The organism is Janthinobacterium sp. (genome assembly GCF_009923995.1).
In the GTDB taxonomy this organism is placed as follows: Bacteria; Pseudomonadota; Gammaproteobacteria; order Burkholderiales; family Burkholderiaceae_D; genus Janthinobacterium.
Map to the genome: position 1 here is coordinate 49,077 of NZ_RFSK01000032.1, position 19,951 is coordinate 69,027.

Annotated in this window: 19 protein-coding genes; 2 read left to right on the plus strand and 17 right to left on the minus strand. The window is 67.4% G+C overall.

The window, feature by feature from the left end; translation table 11 throughout:
* Positions 1-67 precede the first annotated feature (67 nt).
* From EBS11_RS16665 to EBS11_RS16695, 7 genes are all read right to left on the minus strand, one after another.
* Positions 68-886, minus strand: a complete 819-nt coding sequence (locus tag EBS11_RS16665; RefSeq protein ID WP_290604561.1) for a helix-turn-helix transcriptional regulator — start codon at positions 884-886, stop codon at positions 68-70.
* Between the two features lie 18 nt (positions 887-904).
* A complete protein-coding gene (gene msrA / locus EBS11_RS16670; protein WP_290604563.1) occupies positions 905-1,414 on the minus strand; it encodes a peptide-methionine (S)-S-oxide reductase MsrA in 510 nt (169 codons plus the stop codon).
* A 66-nt stretch (positions 1,415-1,480) separates the two neighbouring features.
* Positions 1,481-2,824, minus strand: coding sequence for an MBL fold metallo-hydrolase (locus tag EBS11_RS16675; RefSeq protein ID WP_290604565.1), 1,344 nt, complete (start codon positions 2,822-2,824; stop codon positions 1,481-1,483).
* Between the two features lie 107 nt (positions 2,825-2,931).
* Positions 2,932-3,906: a porphobilinogen synthase gene (hemB, locus tag EBS11_RS16680; protein WP_290604567.1), complete on the minus strand. Its 975-nt coding sequence runs from the start codon at positions 3,904-3,906 to the stop codon at positions 2,932-2,934.
* An 89-nt stretch (positions 3,907-3,995) separates the two neighbouring features.
* Positions 3,996-4,940 carry a DUF535 family protein gene (locus tag EBS11_RS16685; RefSeq protein ID WP_290604569.1) on the minus strand — a complete coding sequence of 315 codons (945 nt, stop codon included), beginning with the start codon at positions 4,938-4,940 and terminating at the stop codon, positions 3,996-3,998.
* 231 nt (positions 4,941-5,171) lie between these two features.
* Complete coding sequence (locus tag EBS11_RS16690) at positions 5,172-6,524, minus strand: ATP-binding protein (RefSeq protein ID WP_290604594.1); 1,353 nt, start codon at positions 6,522-6,524, stop codon at positions 5,172-5,174.
* On the minus strand, positions 6,517-7,245 hold the full coding sequence (locus EBS11_RS16695) for a winged helix-turn-helix domain-containing protein (RefSeq protein WP_290604596.1): 729 nt from the start codon (positions 7,243-7,245) through the stop codon (positions 6,517-6,519). Before EBS11_RS16695 ends, EBS11_RS16690 begins: the two co-directional genes overlap by 8 nt.
* Before the next feature lie 332 nt (positions 7,246-7,577).
* On the opposite strand from EBS11_RS16695, the gene EBS11_RS16700 reads away from it, so the two are divergent.
* Complete coding sequence (locus tag EBS11_RS16700; RefSeq protein WP_290604571.1) at positions 7,578-8,354, plus strand: DUF481 domain-containing protein; 777 nt, start codon at positions 7,578-7,580, stop codon at positions 8,352-8,354.
* Position 8,355: 1 nt separating this feature from the next.
* Positions 8,356-10,233 carry an alpha/beta fold hydrolase gene (locus tag EBS11_RS16705; protein ID WP_290604573.1) on the plus strand — a complete coding sequence of 626 codons (1,878 nt, stop codon included), beginning with the start codon at positions 8,356-8,358 and terminating at the stop codon, positions 10,231-10,233.
* 6 nt (positions 10,234-10,239) lie between these two features.
* On the opposite strand, the gene EBS11_RS16710 is transcribed toward EBS11_RS16705, so the two are convergent.
* From EBS11_RS16710 to EBS11_RS16755, 10 genes are all read right to left on the minus strand, one after another.
* Positions 10,240-11,055, minus strand: a complete 816-nt coding sequence (locus tag EBS11_RS16710) for an aminoglycoside phosphotransferase family protein (RefSeq protein ID WP_290604575.1) — start codon at positions 11,053-11,055, stop codon at positions 10,240-10,242.
* A gap of 61 nt (positions 11,056-11,116) precedes the next feature.
* Entirely contained in the window at positions 11,117-12,112 is a 996-nt protein-coding gene (locus EBS11_RS16715; protein WP_290604577.1) for an HD domain-containing phosphohydrolase, read from the minus strand.
* A gap of 13 nt (positions 12,113-12,125) precedes the next feature.
* Positions 12,126-15,824 (minus strand): PAS domain S-box protein, encoded by a 3,699-nt coding sequence (locus EBS11_RS16720; RefSeq protein WP_290604578.1) that lies wholly within the window; start codon positions 15,822-15,824, stop codon positions 12,126-12,128.
* Between the two features lie 386 nt (positions 15,825-16,210).
* The gene (locus tag EBS11_RS16725; RefSeq protein ID WP_290604580.1) at positions 16,211-16,660 is read right to left on the minus strand and encodes a GNAT family N-acetyltransferase; all 450 of its coding nucleotides are present in this window, start codon (positions 16,658-16,660) and stop codon (positions 16,211-16,213) included.
* A complete protein-coding gene (locus EBS11_RS16730) occupies positions 16,661-17,143 on the minus strand; it encodes a nuclear transport factor 2 family protein (protein ID WP_290604582.1) in 483 nt (160 codons plus the stop codon).
* A 60-nt stretch (positions 17,144-17,203) separates the two neighbouring features.
* Complete coding sequence (locus EBS11_RS16735; protein ID WP_290604584.1) at positions 17,204-17,857, minus strand: hypothetical protein; 654 nt, start codon at positions 17,855-17,857, stop codon at positions 17,204-17,206.
* Positions 17,854-18,222 carry a hypothetical protein gene (locus EBS11_RS16740; protein WP_290604586.1) on the minus strand — a complete coding sequence of 123 codons (369 nt, stop codon included), beginning with the start codon at positions 18,220-18,222 and terminating at the stop codon, positions 17,854-17,856. The genes EBS11_RS16735 and EBS11_RS16740 overlap by 4 nt, the downstream gene beginning before the upstream one ends.
* A 145-nt stretch (positions 18,223-18,367) precedes the next feature.
* Positions 18,368-18,847 (minus strand): DUF3617 family protein, encoded by a 480-nt coding sequence (locus EBS11_RS16745; protein WP_290604588.1) that lies wholly within the window; start codon positions 18,845-18,847, stop codon positions 18,368-18,370.
* A gap of 133 nt (positions 18,848-18,980) precedes the next feature.
* Positions 18,981-19,160: a hypothetical protein gene (locus tag EBS11_RS16750; RefSeq protein WP_290604590.1), complete on the minus strand. Its 180-nt coding sequence runs from the start codon at positions 19,158-19,160 to the stop codon at positions 18,981-18,983.
* 179 nt (positions 19,161-19,339) lie between these two features.
* Positions 19,340-19,951 (minus strand): pyruvate kinase (locus EBS11_RS16755; protein WP_290604592.1); only part of this gene is annotated, 612 nt, incomplete at its 5' end.

Consider the following 19,951-nt stretch of genomic DNA (forward strand, 5'->3'; position numbering starts at 1 on the left):
TGCTCACATTATTGCCTTGAATTCCAGCAATTTTATGCAGGGGTCCGTATTCGGGATTGGCTAGCACTCAAGCCGCTTGCGGCCCTAGACATAGCGCAAACAATTGGCGCTGGCTGGAGATGCCCAGGCGCTTGTACGCGCGTTTCTGGTAGGTGACGACGCTGGACGGCTGCACGCCCATGCTCTCGGCGATCTCCGCGGCCGTGAGGCCTTCGAGCACGCCGCGCAGCACGTCGAGTTCGCGCTTGCTCAGTTGCGGGCCATGCTGGCGCAAGCGGGCCAGCATCATGGGCGAGACGCCCTGCGCGGGCTGGCCGTTCAGGCGGTAGTGGTGTTGCGCCGCGTACGCAAACAGCGGCGACAGGGTTTCGATGGCGGCGATCTCGCCGGGCTGGAACTGACCCTGGCCGCTGTCGCGGTAAAAATTGACGGATAGCCAGATGTCGCTGGCCGGCTGCACCAGCAGGGACAGGCGGTCCGACACGTTCGGTCTCTGGTAGCAGACGGCGCGGTAGCCGGGATGGCGGATCTCGTCGCCCGCCTGCTGGTGCAGCACGATGACGGGATCGGCTTTCGGCTGGCGCGCAGGCGCGATGACGCTCTGGTTGCCGTCGAGCGCATAGTAATGGCGGGCATAGCTGTCTGCGATATCCTGCAGAAACCGCCCGCCGCGCCGGTCGGCCACGGCCACCGTGCGGGGACGGTTGCCGAATTCATACGCAAAGATCGTGCACTGGGCGATGGATGCGGCCGTGCTGGCCGTTTTCAGGATGGCGCCCGCCATGGCGTTCACGTCCGCATGGCCGATGGCCGACACCAGGTCCAGGGCGCGCCCCAGGTCCAGCTGCCCGTCGGCCTGCCGCCGTTCTACCCGCCAGTAGCGCATGGCCGTCTCCCGTGACCCTTAGTGCTGACCTTGCGGCAAGACCCAGTCCGGGCGGATGTAGTGGCAGGTGTAGCCATGCGGCAAGCGCTGCAGGTAATCCTGGTGCTCCGGCTCCGCTTCCCAGAACGGACCGGCCGGCGCCACTTCCGTCACCACCTTGCCGGGCCACAGGCCGGACGCGTCGACGTCGCGGATGGTGTCTTCGGCCACCCGTTTCTGCGCCTCGCTCGTGTAGAAGATGGCCGAGCGGTAGCTCGTGCCGCGGTCGTTGCCCTGGCGGTTTTCCGTGCTGGGGTCGTGGATCTGGAAGAAGAACTCCAGGATCTTGCGGTAGCTGATGACCTTCGGGTCGAAGATGATCTCGATCGCTTCCGCATGCGTGCCGTGGTTGCGGTAGGTGGCGTTGGCCACGTCGCCGCCGCTGTAGCCCACGCGCGTGGCCAGCACGCCAGGATAGCGGCGCAGCAGGTCCTGCACGCCCCAGAAGCAGCCGCCGGCCAGGATCGCGGTATCGTTGTCTTGTGTCATATTGATCATTCCTTGATCTGAGATACTGGTATTAATCGTTCATCTTACCCTGTCGCGCGATTTTCTTCAGCGGGCCAGCAAGCGTTTCAGCTGCGCCGCCTGGTAGGCGCCGATGGCGTCGTTGAACAGGCAGCGGATCAGCGGGTCGTCGACGATGTCGGCGTCCATGCGTTCGTCCCGCGTGGCCCCGTCGAGCGGACCGTCGTTGATGCGCATGTACATCGACGTCAGCGACTCGCCCAGCGCCAGCGCCGCATGGCATTTCACGAGCGGCACGTCGGTGGTCCAGCCTGGCGCCTCGCCCGTGTCGGGCACGAGGTCGATCAGGTCGCCGTGCGTGCGGTAATGCAGGACGGTGGCGGCGCCGTCGTGGCCGTACAGCGACAAGCGCCACAGGCGCGGTTGCTGGAAGTAGCTGTCCCCGGGCAGTTCCATGTCGCGGTAACGCTCGGGCAGGCCGTGGCGGCAGAAATCGAGCACCAGCGCCGTGGCGGCAGCGTCCAGGGCCGCGAAACGCCGGGCGATGTCGGCCGTGGCGGGCGGCGGCGCCTCTGGCCGGTAATCGAAATCCACGTCCTGCGGCCCCACGGGGAGCACCCAGGGCAAGGATTCGGCGCTGCTCACTCCGTGGGCGTCGAGCAGCACGGCCATCGACGGATCGAGGCGGAAGATGCGCGCCTCCGGCAGCGCCGCGCCGATCTCTTCGGCAAAGCGGCGGTAGGTGATGGGGAACATCGCGTGGTTGTACCAGGACCAGTCTTCCTGCACGAACTGGCAGGAGCTGGGCACGAGGTAGCGGGGAGCGAGCGCGCGCAGCTGCGGCACCCAGTCATCCGGCAATTCCACCGGGCCGCGCGCCGCCTGCGACGGCGCGATGACGGCGATCTCGCGCATGGTCTGGAACGGCCACAGCACCATGTCCCACGGCGCGAAGGCGGCCAGCTGCGCCAGGGTCTCGGGGCCGATCCAGGAATCGACGACGTTGAGCACGTTCAAGCCCCCTGCCCGCACCTGGAACAGCGAATCGACGTCGTCGTCCAGCGCGCGGCGCGGGATCACCTCGATGGGGCCCACCCGCACGGGCACGTCGACGTGCAGCCGCTCGACGCGGGTAAAACCGAGCGCGCGCAGCATGGCGAACAGTTCGTCGAAGACGCAGTACAGGTAGATGGGCGTGGCGCGGTCGAGCACGTCGAGGCTGTCGAGCGAGCAGTGGTCGTCGTGGAAGTGCGAGATGAAGACGGCATCCCAGCGCAGCCGGCGCACGGCATCGAGGTCGAAGCGCACGGCGGGAAACGCGTGGCAGTTGCGGCTGAACGGATTTTCGACGATGGGGTCGAAGGCGATGGCCGTGCCTTCGCATTCGAAGACATAGCCGGCGTGCAGGATGCGGGAGATTTTCAGGGGCATGGGTAAGCTGAATAAACCCAATAGCAAATTCCGGGGTCAGACCCGGCGGGTCTGACCCCAGCTCTTACTTATGGGGTAAAAATAGGCACTAACTTGACGGACAATGCTTAATACGGATTATTCAGCACGTCCATCGCAAAATACGTAAAGATCATGTCAGCGCCCGCGCGCTTGATGGCGCCCAGGGTTTCCTGCACCACGCGGCGCTCGTCGATGGCGCCCGCCTGGGCGGCGAACTTGATCATCGCGTATTCGCCGCTGACCTGGTAGGCGCCGATCGGCAGGCGCGTCACTTCGCGCAGGTCGCGGATGATGTCCAGGTAGGCCCCGGCCGGCTTGACCATCAGCGCGTCGGCGCCTTCGGCTTCGTCGATCAGCGATTCGCGCACCGCTTCGCGGCGGTTCATCGGGTCCATCTGGTAGGTCTTGCGGTCGCCCTTCAGGGTGCTGCCGGCCGCGTCGCGGAACGGGCCGTACAGGCCGGAGGCGAACTTGGTGGAATACGCCATCACGGGCGTGTCCTGGAAGCCGGCCGCGTCCAGCGCGCTGCGGATGGCCGCCACCTGGCCATCCATGGCCGCCGACGGGGCGATGATGTCGGCGCCCGCCTGGGCCGCGATGACGGCCTGCTTGCCCAGGTTGAGCACCGTGCTGTCATTGTCCACCGTGTCGCCATGCAGGATGCCGCAGTGGCCGTGGTCCGTGTATTCGCAGAAGCAGGTGTCGGACATGACCACCATTTCCGGCACGGCGTCCTTGATGATGCGCGACATGCGCGCCACCAGGCCTTCCGGGTTCAGGGTGTCGCTGCCATGGCCATCCTTGTGGTGCGAGATGCCGAAGGTCATGACGGAGCGCAGCCCGGCGCGCGCATAGCGCTCGACTTCCTGCGCCAGCTTCGCCTCGGGAATGCGGCGCACGCCGGGCATGGACGTGATGTCGATGAAGTCGCTGGCGCCTTCGTCGACGAAGATCGGCAGGACCAGGTCGCGCGGATTGATCTCGGTCTCGCGGAACAGCTCGCGCAGTTGCGGGGTCGCGCGCAGGCGGCGCATGCGCGAAGTGGGGAATTGTGCTGGCATGGGGTGACTGGCTTCAGGTTGAGAACGCCGGTCAGTATACGCCCATCACGCCGATTGCGTGGGGCCGCCTGGCAAAAAAGCCGCGCAGGTCAAGAAACACTGGCGCACAGCGGCGCCGGCTGGCCGCTGGGGGCAGGCGCCGGCTCGTTCAGCAGGGCGGACAGCTGCCAGCGCATGTCGGCCGCCAGCTGCACCAGCATGGCGCCGCGGCGGCGCGCATCGGCGCGCTTCTTCGACGCCACCTGCTCCAGGTCCGGCATCTGGCACGGGCCGCACGGCAGGCGGTAATTGCCGTCGCTGGACGGCAGCGCGTGCAGCTCCTGCCAGGCCTGGTCGTAGTCGCAGCTGATGTGGCGGCGCCGGCGCCAGTTCAGCGCGATGCGGTTGGCGTTGCTGACCAGGCTCAAATGGTCGCAGCCGAAGAAATCGCCCAGGTCGCGCAAGGCCGCCACCATCAGGTTCTTCGGCCGGCAGCCGTGCAGCGCGCGGGTGGCCTCCTTCACCGCCTGCGCGCCGGCCGACGAGCGCAAGCCCTGCAGGGCCCCCAGCGCGATGGCGGCGCCGCCAGGCTGGGGACGGAACAGGAAGCTGGCCAGGTACAGCGGCGCGCCGTCGCGCGTCAGGCGCAGGCACAGGTCGCCCTCGCGGTGGCTATCGTGGATGGCCGTCAGCTGCAGGCGGTAGGTGGCGCCATCCTTGCCTTCGATAGCGGCCAGCACCAGCGCGCGGCGCGCCACGTACTCCACCAGCGGACGCGCGCCCGCCTGCCACAGGAAACGGTAATGCCCGCACAGCAGGTCCACGCGCGCCGCACAGCCGAGCTGGCGGTTCGCATACGGCCGGTAGATCTTGTAGCGCAGGCTGGGGTGGGCTTGCGCCAGCGCCGCCAGGCCCGGCGTGTCGGCCAGGAAGGCTTGCCAGCGCGCGCGCTGCACGGGAAACACGAGCGCGCCGATGGCGGCCTTGATACGGTGGCCATGCTGGCGCGCCGCTGGCACTGGGGCCAGTTCTCCGGTGACGGTAAATGTATGCATGCGAACGGCTCTACGATGGGTCTGTACGAACGGGGCGCGGCCGCAGCCGCACGCAGGCCGGGACAGGCGGCTGCACGCAGGCACCCGCGCGACACCGGATAGTGCGGATGATAGGGGGAGGTGAAAATGAAGGGGGTTACAAGTTGGTAATGTGCGGATTTGCCACGCCGGCCGGACGATCCGGCACCTTCCCGGCCCGTGGCGACGGCACGCTCCGGCGGGAAACGGCCTCTAGCCCAGCAACCGCAGCCGCAGGCGCAAGCCCGGCGCCGCGTCCTCGATTTCCAGGCTGCCGCCGTGCAGGGCGGCGATGGCCGCCACGATGGACAGGCCCAGGCCGTTGCCGGGCAGGTGGCGGCTCTTGTCGAGACGATAAAAGCGCTGTGTCAGCTTGGGCAGCTCTTCCGGCGGCACGCCGGGACCGTTGTCGCGCACGGCCAGCCAGCTGCCGTCGGCGTCGCTGCCGGCCGACACTTCCACCGTGGCGCCCCGCCCCGCATACTTGATGGCATTGTCCACCAGGCTGGCCAGGGCGCTGCCCAGCAGGTTGCGGTCGCCCCGCGCCGGCACGCCGTCGCCATACATCTGCACCAGCAGCACGCCCTGCTCGTCGGCCGTCGCTTCGTACATTTCCACGATGTCGGCGCCGATGCGCTGCAGGTCGATGTCGCTGAAATTCTCGGGACGCATGCCCGATTCGGCCGCCGCGATCTGCAGCAGCTTGTCGAACACGCGCGTCAGGTCGTCGATATCGTCGATGGCCGCCTGCGCCGCGCCTTCATAGGCCGCCACCGTCTGCTGCTGGCGCAAGGCGCCGTCGAGCTTGTTGCGGATGCGCCCCAGCGGCGTGCGCAGGTCGTGCGCGATGGCGTTCGACACATGGCGCACGCCTTCCATCAGGTGCTCGATGCGGTCGAGCATGCGGTTGATGTCGCGGCTGAGCAGGCCGAATTCATCCTCGCTGGAAACGGGAATGCGCCGGCTCAGGTCGCCCGCCTCGATTTCCGCCGCCGTCCGCCGGATCTGGCCGATGCGCGCCTCGATCTGGCGGCGGAACAGCCAGGCGCCCGCCACGGCCAGCAGCACGGCGGCGCTGCCGCCAAAGGCCAGCGAACGCAGCACCAGGGAGCGGATCGACTCGCCCTCCTCCATGTCGCGCCCGACGAACAGGCGCGCGCCGCCGTCGAGGTCGCGGATCAGCAGGCGCGCGGGCACCCTGCGGCCTTCGCGCGTGACGTCGCGGTGCAGCAGCTCGCCCACGGGACTGGCCGCGTCGGGCCAGGTGGACAGGTTGCCGGCCACGCGCCGGCCGTCGGCGTCCACGAGCAGGAAGATCTCCGTGTCGCTGTCCGTGCGGTCCGTCAGCAGATGGGCGATTTCCGCCGCCGTGCGCGTGCCGTCGCCCGGCTGGTACAGGGCCGCCAGGCGCTCGGACAGCAGCACCAGCTTGCGGTCCACGCTGCGATCGAGCACGCCGATGGTGCCGAAATAGAAGACGCCGCACACGACGGCGATCGACAGCGCCACCAGCACGCCATAGCCCAGCGCCAGGCGCGCCGCGATCGAGCGGTGCAGATTACGCACCGTCAAGCACGCCCAGGGTGTAGCCGACGCCGCGCACCGTGTGGATCAGCGGCGGCGAAAACTCCTTGTCCACCTTGGTGCGCAAACGGCTCACCTGCACGTCGATGACGTTGGTCTGCGGGTCGAAATGGTAGTCCCACACGGCTTCGAGCAGCATGGCGCGCGTGACGGACTGGCCCTGGTGGCGCATCAGGTACTCCAGCAGGCGAAATTCGCGCGGCTGCAGGGCGATCTGGCGGTTGGCGCGCGTCACGCGCATGGTGCGCATGTCGAGCACCAGGTCGGCCACCTGCAGCTGCGTCGATTCGGGCACGGGCGCGGCGCGGCGCAGCAGCGCCTCGATGCGCGCCAGCAGTTCGGCGATGGCGAACGGCTTCGACAGATAGTCGTCACCGCCGCTGCGCAGGCCGCGCACGCGCTCATCGACGCTGGACAGGGCCGACAGCACCAGCACGGGCGTGTTGCGGCCCATGCCGCGCAGGCGGGCGACGATGGCCAGGCCGTCGATTTCGCCCGGCAGCAGGCGGTCGAGCACCAGCGCATCCCAGTCCTCGCCGCAGGCCAGGCGCATGCCGTCGACGCCATTGTCGCAGGCGGTCACGTCGTGGCCCGCCTCGCGCAGGCCGGCACAGATATAGCGGGAAGTTTCGGCTTCGTCTTCGATGACCAGGCAGCGCACGGGGATTCCTTGTAATGATCGGGCAATAAATATGCGCAGCATACGCCAGGCGCGCGCCACTTGCCAGCCCTGTTGCGCGCCCGTGCCGGCAGCGGGGCCGGCGTGCGGGCGCTTGGCAGCGCCGTCACCCATGCATGACAGGATTGCAATCTTTCCATCAATACAGCGGCATTCCGACGCGCCGGCGCGTGCGGCGAACGATGGCAGGGTCGGGTACAATACAGCCTCGACAATGCATGGACGCGCCCGCGCGCACGTTTCCCGCGCGCACGTTTTACAGCGCCTTCCGGATCGCCGCGGCCTGCACCGATACCACCGCCACTAACGAACAGCCGGCACGCCGCCACGCGCGCGCCACAGACAAGCACACAGCCATGAAATCGACCCACTCTCTCGCACTGGCGCTGGCCCTGGCCACCAGCTGCGGCGGCGCCGCCGCCAAAGACACCAAGCAAAGCCTGCTGTTCGATGAAATCCCCATCGGCAGCTGGAGCACTTCCGCCGAACTGGGCGCCATCACCACCTCGGGCAACACGGTCGGCACCTCCGTCACGGGCAAGATCGACGCGCGCCAGGAGCTCGACGACTGGAGCAACCAGTACATTTTCAGCGGCTACTTCAAGGAAGATGAAACGACGAACGATGACGGGCAAAAGATCCGCGAACGCTCGGCGGAACGCTTTTCCGCCTCCGCCAAGGCCGCCTACAAGCTGATGTCCGACAATGAAAAGCTGTTCGTGCTGGCCTCGCACGTGAACGACAAGTTCGGCGCCTACACCAAGTACTCGACCCTGGCCGTCGGTCACGGCTCGCGCTGGTACCAGTCCAGCGACAAGAGCGTCGACGTGGAAGTCGGTCCTGGCTATTTCAGCGGCACCAACGACACAGGCGAATCGGAACACGGCCTGACGGTGCGCGGCGCGGCCGCCATGAAGTGGAAGATCAGCCAGTCGGCGATGTTCACACAGACCGTCAGCGTCGAGCGGGGCACCTCGAACACCCACTCGATCGCCGAGACGGCCCTCAGCACCAAGATCAACGGCACCATGCAGATGAAGGCCGCCTTCAGCGCCCGCAACGACACGCGCGTACCGGACGACAAGAAGAACACGGATACGCAAACCTCGCTGACCCTGGTCTACTCGTTCTGACATGCCGGCCACGCTGATGCGGCGCCTGCGCCTGGGCGCCCTGCTGTGCGCCGCGGCGCTGCTGGGCGGCTGCGCCGCCGTCACCGTCAGCGCCATCTCCCCGGCCGACTATTTGCAGCAGCGGCGCGGCGACATCCTCACCACGGGGAAATTGAGTGCCGCCGCCAGCGAAGTGCTGCGCATCATCGGCAGCGACATCGGCGCCTGCGAAGCCAACACGGGCAGCTGCCGCGCCGACCTGGCCCGCTCCGAGCTGCTCAGCGATGAGCAGCGCCTGGCCACCCTGTCCGAGCTGTGGCTGGAAAGCGCCCTGGCGGAAGAAAAACAGGGCGGCCACGCCAGCGCCGAGCTGCTGGCCGCCTGGCTCGAATCGGCCCGCTACGCGTATGCCTACCTGTTCTACACGACGCGCACGCCGGGCCAGCGCGCCTTCGAGGAGCGCCAGACGCAGATCCGCGACTACTACAACTACGCCGTGCAGAAAGCCGTCGGCAACCTGTTCCGCCACCGCGGCGAATACCGCCCGGACGGCCATGTCATCCGCGTCGCCGGCTGGCAGATCGACAGCGAACTGTCCGCGCTGCGGCTGCCCGAGGACGGCACCCTGCCCGAGGAACTGCTGCCGGCCACTTCGCTGACCTTCTCCGGCCTGCGCAATGTGTACCGGCGCGACGGCTTCGGCGCCGACCTGGTCGCCGTCATGCCCAAGCCTCCCCGCGCCAGCGACGCGGCGTTCCAGGAAACCCGCTTCCCCGTCGTCACGGCGCTGATCCGCTTCGACGGCAACAGCCTGCAGGAAGTGCTGGCCACGCAGCAGCTGATGGTCATGCTGGTCGACCCGTATCGCAGCGAATCGACGCGCATGGCGGGCCAGGAACTGCCCGTGGCGGCCAATTTCACGGCCGGATACGGCCTGTGGCTGGCCCGCTCCGGCTTCGGCGTGCAGGCGCTGCGCACCCTGTTCGGCCGCGCCGACGGCATCTCGCGCCCGCAGGTGCACCTGATGCAGCCCTACGACCCGGCCAAGCGCACCATCGTCATGCTGCACGGCCTGGCCAGCAGCCCGGAAGCGTGGATCAACGTCGCCAATGAGCTGATGGGCGACGAACAGCTGCGCCGCCGCTACCAGATCTGGCAAGTCTACTACCCCAGCAACGCGCCGCTGGCGGCGAACAACGCCGCCATCCGCAAGGCGCTCGACGCCACGCTGGCGCATTTCGACCCGTCGGCCAAGGCGCCCGCCGCCAACGACATGGTGCTGATCGGCCATAGCATGGGCGGCGTGCTGGCGCGCCTGATGGTGTCCGATGCCAGCAACACCCTGCTCGACGCCATCACGGAAGAGTACAACCTGAAGGGCAAGAAGGCGGAAAAAGTGCGCGCCGGCCTGGCGCCCTACCTGAACTTCACGGCCATGCCGCAGGTGAACCGCGCCATCTTCATCGCCGCGCCCCATCGCGGCACCTCCTTCGCCAACCACAAGGTGGCGCGCTGGATCGCCAACCTCGTCACGCTGCCCATCACCATGCTCGACCAGTTGTCCGACGCGGCCGGCAGCCTGGCGCAGCTCGACACGGGCAGCAGCGAACCGCTGCGCATCCCCAACAGCATCGATAACCTCAGCGACAAGGACCCGTTCGTGCGCCTGGTGGCCGACCTGCCCATCAGTCCGAAGGTGCGCTACCATTCCATCATGGGCAACGACACGCCGGACCTGCCGCTGGCGGACTCCAGCGACGGCGTGGTGCCCTACGCCAGCGCCCACCTCGACGGCGCCCTGTCGGAAAAAGTCATCCCGTCGTGGCACAGCGTGCAGGAAAGCCCGCAGGCGATTCTGGAGATACGGCGCATCCTGCGGCTGCCCGACAACCTGCCCTGAGCCGCATCAGGCTTGCAGCGCTTCCAGCGCCGTGGCGGCCACTGCCAGCGCCGTTTCCGGCGGCGTGCCGTCCTCGAGGTGCCAGGCCGCCGACAGGCCCGCCCAGGCGGCGCACCATGCCAGCAGGCGCGCACGCTCCAGCCCCGCCGCGTCGGCGATCAGCGCGACCTGCCGTTGCAGCCGGCCTGGCGCCATGGCCAGCGCACCATCCGGGTTGCACAGGAGATTGGCGAAGTCAAAGCCCCGCTCGCCCATATAGCCTTTCGGGTCTATGGCCAGCCAGCCGCGCGCACCGCCATCGAGCACGTTACCGTGATGCAGGTCGCCATGCAGCACGACGCTGTCCTGCGGCGCCGCTAGCAAATCCCGCGCCACGGCGTGGCATGCGGAAAACACGCCGCCGTGCGCGGCGGCGGCGCCCAGAGCGGCGAAGCAGCCGGACAAGGATGGCAGTGGCGGCGCCATGGGCCGCGGCGCATGCAGGCGCGACGCCACGGCGCACAGGATAGCGGTGGCGGCCGCGTCGCCCTCCTCGCCCGTGCGCGCCAGCGCGGCCAGTGAACGGCTACCCCTGGCCCGTTCGAGCAGCAGCGCATCGCCATCCGTGGAAGCGGCCAGCACGCGCACGGCGGCGTCACCATCCCACCAGCGCAGCACGACGCCGGCGCGCCATTCGTCGTCGCCCGTCGACAGCTTCAGCATGGCCGGCTGGCCGCTCCGCAGCACGGGCAGCAGACTTGCCGCGTGCGTGTGCAGGGGGGCGCCATCGGCCTGCAATGACCATCGCTCAAGGTAGTTGGCAAGGCGGTCCTGGTAATCCATGGGCAATCCCCGGGTGAAGGTCAAGGCGCCACTATACGGGACAGGGCAACGCGCAGCCAGTTCACGCCGGCTCGCGCCACTGGTCCTTGATCTCCAGCATGGCCGGCAGCTGCTCGATGAACAAGGCCAGCAAGGCCGGGTCGAAGTGGGTGCCGCTGTCGCGCTGCATGGCGGCGATGGCTTCGTCGACCGTCCACGCACGCTTGTACGGGCGTTCGCTGGTGAGCGCGTCGAAGACGTCGGCGATGGCGACGATGCGGCCCTCGTGGGGAATCTCCTCGCCCTGCAAGCCCTGCGGATAGCCGCTGCCATCCCATTTTTCATGGTGCGTCAGGGCGATGGTGCGCGCCATCTTCAGCAGGCCGCCGGCGTGTTCGCCGATGATGGCGGCGCCGATTTCCGCGTGGCTGCGCATGACCTTCCATTCGTCCGCATCAAGCTTGCCCGGTTTTTGCAGGATGGCGTCGGGAATGCCGATCTTGCCCACGTCGTGCATGGGCGCCGCGTTGAGCAGGTCTTCCGCCTTCGCCGCGCTGTAGCCGGCCGCCAGCGCCAGCTGGCGCGCGTAATAGCTCATGCGGATGACGTGCATGCCCGTCTCGTTGTCCTTGTATTCGGCCGCCTGGCCCAGGGTCTGGATCACCTGCAGGCGCGAACGGCGCAATTCCTCGGCATCCACCAGCGACAGGTGCGTGCGCACGCGGGCCCGCACGATGGGCGGGCTGACAGGTTTCGTGATGTAGTCGACGGCGCCCGCCTCAAAACCGTCCGCCTCGTCCTTCACGTCGCACAGGGCGGTGACGAAAATGACGGGGATGGGGGCCGTGGCCGGCATGGCCTTGAGCTGGCGGCACACTTCGTAGCCCGTCATGGCGGGCATCATGATGTCGAGCAGGATCAGTTCGACGGCATTGTTCTGCGCCAGTTCCAGCGCCTTTTCGCCATCCTTGGCATACAGCAGGCGGTAGTCGTCCTGCAGGATCTGGCGCAGCACCTGCAGGTTGGTCGCTTCATCGTCGACCAGCAGCAGGATCGGTTTGTCTTCGTGTAAGGTCATCTCTCGTTCCAGGTCAGGATAGTGCGGCAGGCGCCGGCGCCTCCAGCCAGTCCAGCAGCTGCCGCAGCACGGCCACGGCGCGTGCGAATTCAAAGTCGTCGATGGCGCCAGCCAGTGCCTGCAGGCGCTGCTGCTGGCCATGCGGCGCCAGCATGGCGGCGATCTGCGCCATCAGGGCGTCGTCCAGCTCGCCCCCTTCCAGGCTGGCGATGGCCTGGCGCAGCAAGGCGCCGGCGGCGGCGGCATCGAGGGACGCGCCCGCAAGCGCTTCGTCCGCCGGCAGCAACGGCGCCCCGGCGTCCGCCTCGAGCTCGCCGGCCAGCGCCATGAAGGCGGCGGCCAGCTGCACCAGCAGTTCGGTTGCCGGCAGCTGGCGCGCGATGGCCTGTTCGATGCGGCCCAGCAGGCTTTCCACCTGCACCAGGCACAGATTGCCCGCCGCGCCCTTGATACGGTGCAGCAAATGGCCGGCCACGCTGCCGTCGCCCCGCTCCAGTTCCGCCGCCAGCATGGCCGCGCAATCGCCGTTGGCCTGCACGAAGCGCGCGATGGCGCGCTGCAGCGTCTCGCGGCCGCCCCACAGGGCGATGCCGCGCTGCCAGTCGACCTGGCCGGATCCCGCCCGCGCCGCCGCGCCCGACGCCGGCGGCGGCATGGCCACGGCGATGTCGAGCAGGCGGGCGATTTCCGCCGTCAGCTTGTGCATTTCCAGCGGCTTCGAGGCAAAGCCGTTCATGCCGGCCGTCTGCGCGGCGCGCCGGTCCTGTTCCAGCACGCTGGCCGTCAGGGCGATGATGGGCGTCGCCTTCAGACCCTGTTCGCGCTCGTGCACGCGGATCAGGCGCGCTGCTTCCAGGCCATCCATGCGCGGCATCTGCACGTCCATCAGGACGATGTCGAAGCTGCCCTTGCCAAATTCGCGCACGGCGCTCTCGCCGTCGCCGGCCGTGATCACCTGGTGGCCGGCGGCGCCCAGGCTGATCAACAGCAGTTCCACGTTCTGCGGCACGTCGTCGGCCGCCAGGATGCGCAGCGGCGGCAAGGCCACGACGGCCTGCTCGCTGCGGCGCGCCACGGCCTTGCCCGGCGCCAGCGGCAGCAGCACGTGGAACACGCTGCCCACGCCCAGGGTGCTTTCCACCGTGATGGTGCCCCCCATCAGTTCGACCAGCTGCAGCGAAATCGTCGTGCCCAGGCCCGTGCCGCCGAAGCGGCGGCTCATCGACGAATCGGCCTGGGTGAACGGCGCGAAGATCTTGTCCAGGCGGTCGGCGGGGATGCCGATGCCCGTGTCGTGCACGGCGATATGCACCCTGTCTCCCTGCATGCCGACGGCCACGCGCACGTGGCCCACTTCCGTGAACTTGACGGCATTGCCGATCAGGTTCGTCAGCACCTGCTGCACCCGGCGCGCGTCGCCGAGGAAGAACTGGCCCATGCCGGGGTCGATGTCGACGTGCAGCACCAGCTCGCGCGCATGCGCCGTGACGCGCAGCGACGCGGCCACGTGGTCGACCAGGTCCGGCAGCGAGAAGTCCACCAGTTCCAGCTCGGTGGCGCCCTTCTCCAGCTTGGCCGTGTCGAGGATGTCGTTGAGCAGTTCCAGCAGCGAGCGCGCCGACTGGCGCACGGTGCCCAGGTGGCGGCGCTGCAGGCTGTCCAGGGCGGTCCCCAGCAGCACTTCCGTAAAGCCGATGATGGCGTTCATCGGCGTGCGGATTTCATGGCTCATATTGGCCAGGAAGCTGGTCTTCGACTCGGCAGCCAGCTCGGCGCGGTCTTTCGCCGCGCGCAGGTTTTCCTGCATGGCGCGCCGCTCGCTCACGTCGGTGGCCAGCTTGACCACCTTGAACGGCTTGCCGTCCGTGTCGAAGATCGGGTTGTACGAAGCCTGTATCCACACTTCCCTGCCATCCTTGCCGATGCGCTTGTACTCGCCCGTATTGAATTCGCCCGCCGCCAGGTGCTGCCAGAACGCGATGTAGTCCGGCGAGGTGACGTAGGCCGGCTCGCAGAAGATGCTGTGGTGCAGGCCCAGCACGTCCTCCAGCTGGTAGCCGATCAGGTCGAGGAAGTTCTGGTTGGCCGCCAGGATGCGCCCCTGCAGGTCGAATTCGGCAACGGCCGTCGCGCGCGAGATGGCCGTCACCTTGCCTTCGTACTCCGCGTTGCGCAATTCGCTTTCCGTGATGTCGAGGATGACGCCGTCGATCCAGCGCACCACACCGTCGTTGTCCAGCACGGGGCCGCTGCTCTCGCGCACCCAGCGCTCGCGCCCGTCGCGGTGGATCATGCGGTAGACGTTCTCGAAGTCGCGCTTTTCGTCCGCCGCCTGCACGCAGGTGTCGTTGACGCGCTGGCGGTCGTCCGGGTGCACCAGGTCGAAGATGTGCACGCGGCCTTCGACGAAGTCCTGCGGCATCCAGCCTGTCAGGTTGAAGACGGCGTCGCTGATGAAGATCATCGTCCACTCGGGCGCGAAGCTGGAATGGAAGGAGACGCCAGGGATGTTGCGGATCAGGGTGCGGTACTGGCGCTCGCTGTCCTTCAGCGCCTGTTCCATGCTGCGCGAGGAGCGCATGTCCGTGACGAACGCCACGAACAGGGGCTGGCCCGGCGTGTCGATCTTGCCGATGGCCACGCGCATGGGCAGCACGGCGCCGTCCTTGTGGCGGCCATCGAGTTCGCGTCCGCTGTCGAGGATGCGCGCGGTGCCCGTCTCCAGGTAGTCGCGCAGGTAGCCGAGGTACTGGGCAGCGTCGGCCGGCTGCAGCAGCACGCTGGCGTCGCGTCCCACGATATCGGCCTCGTGCCAGCCGAACAGCGCTTCGGCGGCCGGATTGAAGGAGCGCACCTTGCCCTGGCCATCGATGGTGATCAGGCCGTCGGCGGCCGTGTCGACGATGGCGCGCAGGCGCGATTCGCTGGCATTGGCGTGGCGCAGCAGCTGGCGGTAGCGCAGCAAGCCATTCGCCGCGGCGACAAACACCGTCAGGGTGACGGTGATCAGGGCCACGGCCAGCGCGACGAACGACGCCTGCACGGTGATCGTGTTGTCGCCCACGGTCGGCGTGCCGGAAAAGCGCGCCGCCAGCATGCCCGTGTAATGCATGCCGGAAATGGCCAGGCCCATCACCACGCTGCTGACGAGCAGCGCGGTAAGCGGACTCAAACGCACGCGCAAGGCATGCAGGCCGAAGCGTATCCACAGCGCCAGCATGGCCATGACGACGGCCACCACCAGTGACAGGGCAAACAGCCACGGCTGGTAATGCAGGGTCAGCGACGTCTGCATGGCGGCCATGCCGCTGTAATGCATGGAACCGATGCCCACGCCCACCAGCACGCCGCCCACCACCAGCTGGCGCCAGCTGATGCGCGGACGGGCCAGCAAATGCAGCGCCACCCACGATGCGGCCACGCCGGGCAGCATGGACAGCAGGGTCAGGCTGGGGTCGAAGGACACGCGCGTGCAGATGTCGAAGGCCAGCATGCCGATGAAGTGCATCGACCAGATGCCGCCGCCCAGCGCGATGGCGCCCGTGATGATGGCCGTCTGGCGCTGGAAGCCGCGCTCGCTGCTGCGCGCCATGCCGGCGATCTGCAGGGCCATGAACGAGGCAAAGATGGCAATGCCGATGGAAAACAGCACCAGCCAATAGTTGTGGCTGCCATAGATATAGGGCAGCGTCGTGCTGGATACATCAAACATGGAACTGAACATACTGTCGTGGCATAAAAATAATGAAACGTGACGTCACAAAAAAGATGGCGTACCGCGCGCCGGCGCCAGGTTTTTTACCAAAGCGGCAACACAGCGGAAATGACAACGGTAACGATCGACCAGGGCAAGGCTCGGTCATCACGCCCGCGCCTGCCGCGCGGGGGAAAGGTGCTTTTTACAGGAAGAAAAAGCGGAATGCGTACGAACTCTGGCGCGGATAGCTGGCCGCCAGCGTGACGATGATTTTTTTAAGAGCCACGAGTATAGTTGCTTTACGAAAATATTCATAGGACTTCAGCAATATAATTGCCAGGAAGTACATTTTATGCGGCCATGCCGCGACACTTGCCCGTGCCGCGCCTGGCACACCAGCGTCATGCCGGTGCGCGCACCGCCATCATCTCGCCATCCGCGTCGATGCCCGCCTCCACAAAGCCGGCGGAGGCATACAATTTCCGGGCCACAAGGTTGTCCGGCGCGTAATACAACGCCACCCGGGCCGCGCCCCGCGCGCGCATCTCGCCTTGCAGCAGCGCCAGCGCGCGGCGGCCGTGGCCCCTTCCCTGCTCGCCGGCAGCGATCATCAGGCGGTACAGCACGTGGGTATCCTGGCGGCCTGCCGGCCCCGCTTCCGCATACAGGGCAAAGCCGACCAGCACCTCGCCGGCATAGATGGCGCGCGCATGCATGTGCGCATGCCCGGCCGCCAGTTCCAGCGACTCGGCATTGCTGGCGATGAAACGCTGCTGCGCTTCGTGCGGCGCCAGCGCGCACACCGCGTCGACGTTGTGCGCATCGACGGGGCGCAGCGACAGCGTGCGCATCTACTGCGTGGCGCGGTGGCCGTAACTGAGCACGCGCGTCATTTGCCAGCCTGCCGGACCCTGCTTCCAGATGATCGTGAAATCGGCCAGGCCGTCGCAGCTGCCCGTGTCGAACTGGCAAAAGCGGTGCGAGCCCTGTTCGATGGCGCCGAAATCCTTGATGGGGTAGACGCGCTGGGAGCCCGCGATGATTTCGCGGCGGAATTTGCCGCACACATGTTTTTGCGTGTTGGCCAGCATGGCGTCGCGGCTCCACGTCACGCCGCCCTGGTCGTGGTAAAACTCCACGTCGGGGGCGAAGAACGCCGCATGCTGCTGCAAACGGCCCGCTTCGGCACAGTGATTGAAAGCGTCGAAGGCCTCGGCATCGAGCGCCATGATGGTCGCCTCCAGCGTGGGCGCGGCGGCGGCGGGCAGGGAAAAGGCGGCGCAGGCAAGCAAGGCGCTAAAGTGCGGAAAGCAGCGGCGCAAGAAACTGTTCATGGCGGAGTCCTTGTCACCGGCGCTCACGGGGCCGGCGTGCCTGCATCATAGCAGAGCCAATCAAGCCTGCGGCCACTGCGCGCGGATGGCGGCGCTCGGCTGGCAGTGCGGCCCGACCGTCACCTTGACGGGGATACCGGCCAGTGTACAGCGGCGACACAGTTCCTCCTTGATGGGCAGCAAAGACCAGCGCTGCGGCACGGGCAAGTCCAGGCCCACGGCGCGGATCAGGGGGACATCCGTCCGCGTCGTGTGCAGCAGCAGGTCGATGCGCGCCAGCGGCGGCGAACCCCGGTAGACGGAGGACGGCCCCGCGTGGCTGACCAGCTCGACCCGCTGCAGTTGCGCCAGGTCCAGCTGCACGGTCTTGTCCCAGCCCGGCAGGCGCCGCGCCTGGCGCCGCAGCAGCAGGCCCGCGTCGTTGAGTTCCATATGGAAGAGCAGATTGCGCCCTGGGAACACGACGAGGCCGACGACCCAGGCCGCCAGCGCCAGGGGCCCCAGCAGCACGGCATCGCCCGCATACGGCACGTCGCGCCAGACGGCCTGCGCCATGAAGGCGAGAATCAGGCCGCAGCCGCCCAGCAGCACGCTGCGCCACAGCACGGGGCGCGCATTGGCGGCCAGCGCCGCCCGGGCCGCCGCATCCTCGGCGGGCGCAAAGCAGATCCATTCCGCCCGCGCCCGCAGGGGCAGCGCCGGCAACCGCCTCAAGCGACGGGTGCCAGCATGCGGCGGAACCACGCCAGCTGCTCGCGCGTCAGATAGTTGGCGCCATCGCCATGCAGCAGGACGATTTCGATCTCGGCAGGAATGGAGGCCAGCAGCTGCGCCCCCGTCACGGGAATGCTGGGGAAGGCGATGCCGGCCAGGAAGGCCGGATCTTCCGCCACCGTCACGCACTGGCGCTCGGGGTTCGGCGACGGCACGAGGAACAGGTCGATCTGGTCGCTTTGCCCGCCGATGACGACGTGCAGCTGCGCGGCCAGCAGTTCGGGCAGGATCAGCTCGATATTGTTCTGCGCGCGCGATTGCTGGAAGGCGTTTTTCAGGGGCGTGAGGACGGGGATGGCGGACATGGGAAGCGTGGCGAAGTGGGGACGGCGGCAGTGTAGCAGAGGCACCGCCACGGGCGCGCTCCGCTACGCCACGCCGCCCTGCCCTGGCATCTGTCGGTGCGGCAAGACTGGCACGCGGCGCGCCTTCGCGCCCGGGCCGCCTGGCCTAGCGATTGTCGTACAGACTTTTCATCACCATGCCGCCGCGCATTTTCTTCGCACCCGGCGCCAGTCCGGCCGGGCAGGCGCCGAGGAATTCGCCCGCCAGTTCCGTGCGCTGCACCTGCGTCTTGCCGTTCAATTCCATGGTGGTATCGGCGCGCAAGGTATAGGCCTTGTCCAGGTCGCCCTTGAAGGCGCCCTCCAGCGTGGCGCCGGGGCAGCTGGACGCGAAGCGGTAGCTGTCGCCGTCGCGCTGTTGCGACGCGATCGTGCATTCCTGCTCGAAGTCCGTCCACAGGTCGTCCTCGATGAGGCGGTCGCGTTCCCGGTCCACACAGATTTCCCAGGAAAACGGCGACGTGGCGGGCGTCACCTTCCACAGCCCCGAGGCGCGCTGCAAGCGCTGCGCCGGCTCGGCGGCCGCGGCGCAGGCGGCGGACAGGGACAGGATGGCCATCAATAAAAGGGGTGCGCTGCGCTGCATGGGGCATGTCTCCGGGCTAAAAGATAAAAATATAGCAAAGAGGCACGGCCACGCGCCGCACGGTTGGGGGGCGTCAGGAGCGCATCGGCGGCGGACGACGCCACCATCCCGCACTGCCTGGACGGCCGGCGGATTAGTGTTGCGGGATTGTTCCGGGCTTGGCCGCCAGCACGAAGGGGATGGCAAACGGCCCCAGAAAGACCACCAGGATCGCCCTGAGGGCCGTCGTCCGCAACTGGCGGCGCTTGGCAATGAACAGGCAGACAAAGCACGACAGGGACCAGATCAGGGCAGGCAGGTATTCGCTCATCATGCACTCCGCAATCGCCTTCGAGGCAGGAAAGACATGCTGACACGGAAATGGGCGCATCGCAACGGCAATGTGCGCATCCGCCCCGCCAGCTGGCGCCGGGGGGACGGGTTTTCAGGCATTCTTAAGCATGCCACGCCGTTCCGCGGCCCCGGCGGGACACAGTTACCGCAGTCACACCATCAATGCTGGCCGATCTTCATGATTTTCAAGGCATTCGTGCCGCCCACCTTGCCCATCGGTTCGCCCCAGGTCAGCACGACCGTGTCGCCCTTGGCAACGACTTTATGTTCCAGCAGCAAATCTTCCGCCTGCTGCAAGACCTTGTCGCGGTCCGTGCCCGACGTCAGTTCCAGGGTGCTGACGTTGCGGTACAGGGCCAGCTTGCGGCGCGTGGCCACGCTGGGGGTCAGGGCAACGATGGGGATATCGATGTTGCAACGGCTCATCCACAGAGCCGTCGAGCCCGATTCCGTCAGGGCGGCGATGGCTTTCACGCGCAGGTGGTGGGCCGTAAACAGGGCGCCGTAGGCGATCGACTGGTCGATGCGCGAGAACGTGGCGTTGAGGAAATCGGCGTCGAGCTTGCAGGTATCCCACTTTTCCGCGTCCAGGCAGATGGCGGCCATGGCTTCCACCGTTTCGATCGGATAGCGGCCCGAAGCCGTTTCCGCCGACGTCATGACGGCGTCCGTGCCGTCCAGCACGGCATTGGCCACGTCGGACACTTCGGCGCGCGTGGGCACGGCGTTGACGATCATCGATTCCATCATCTGCGTGGCCGTGATCGCCAG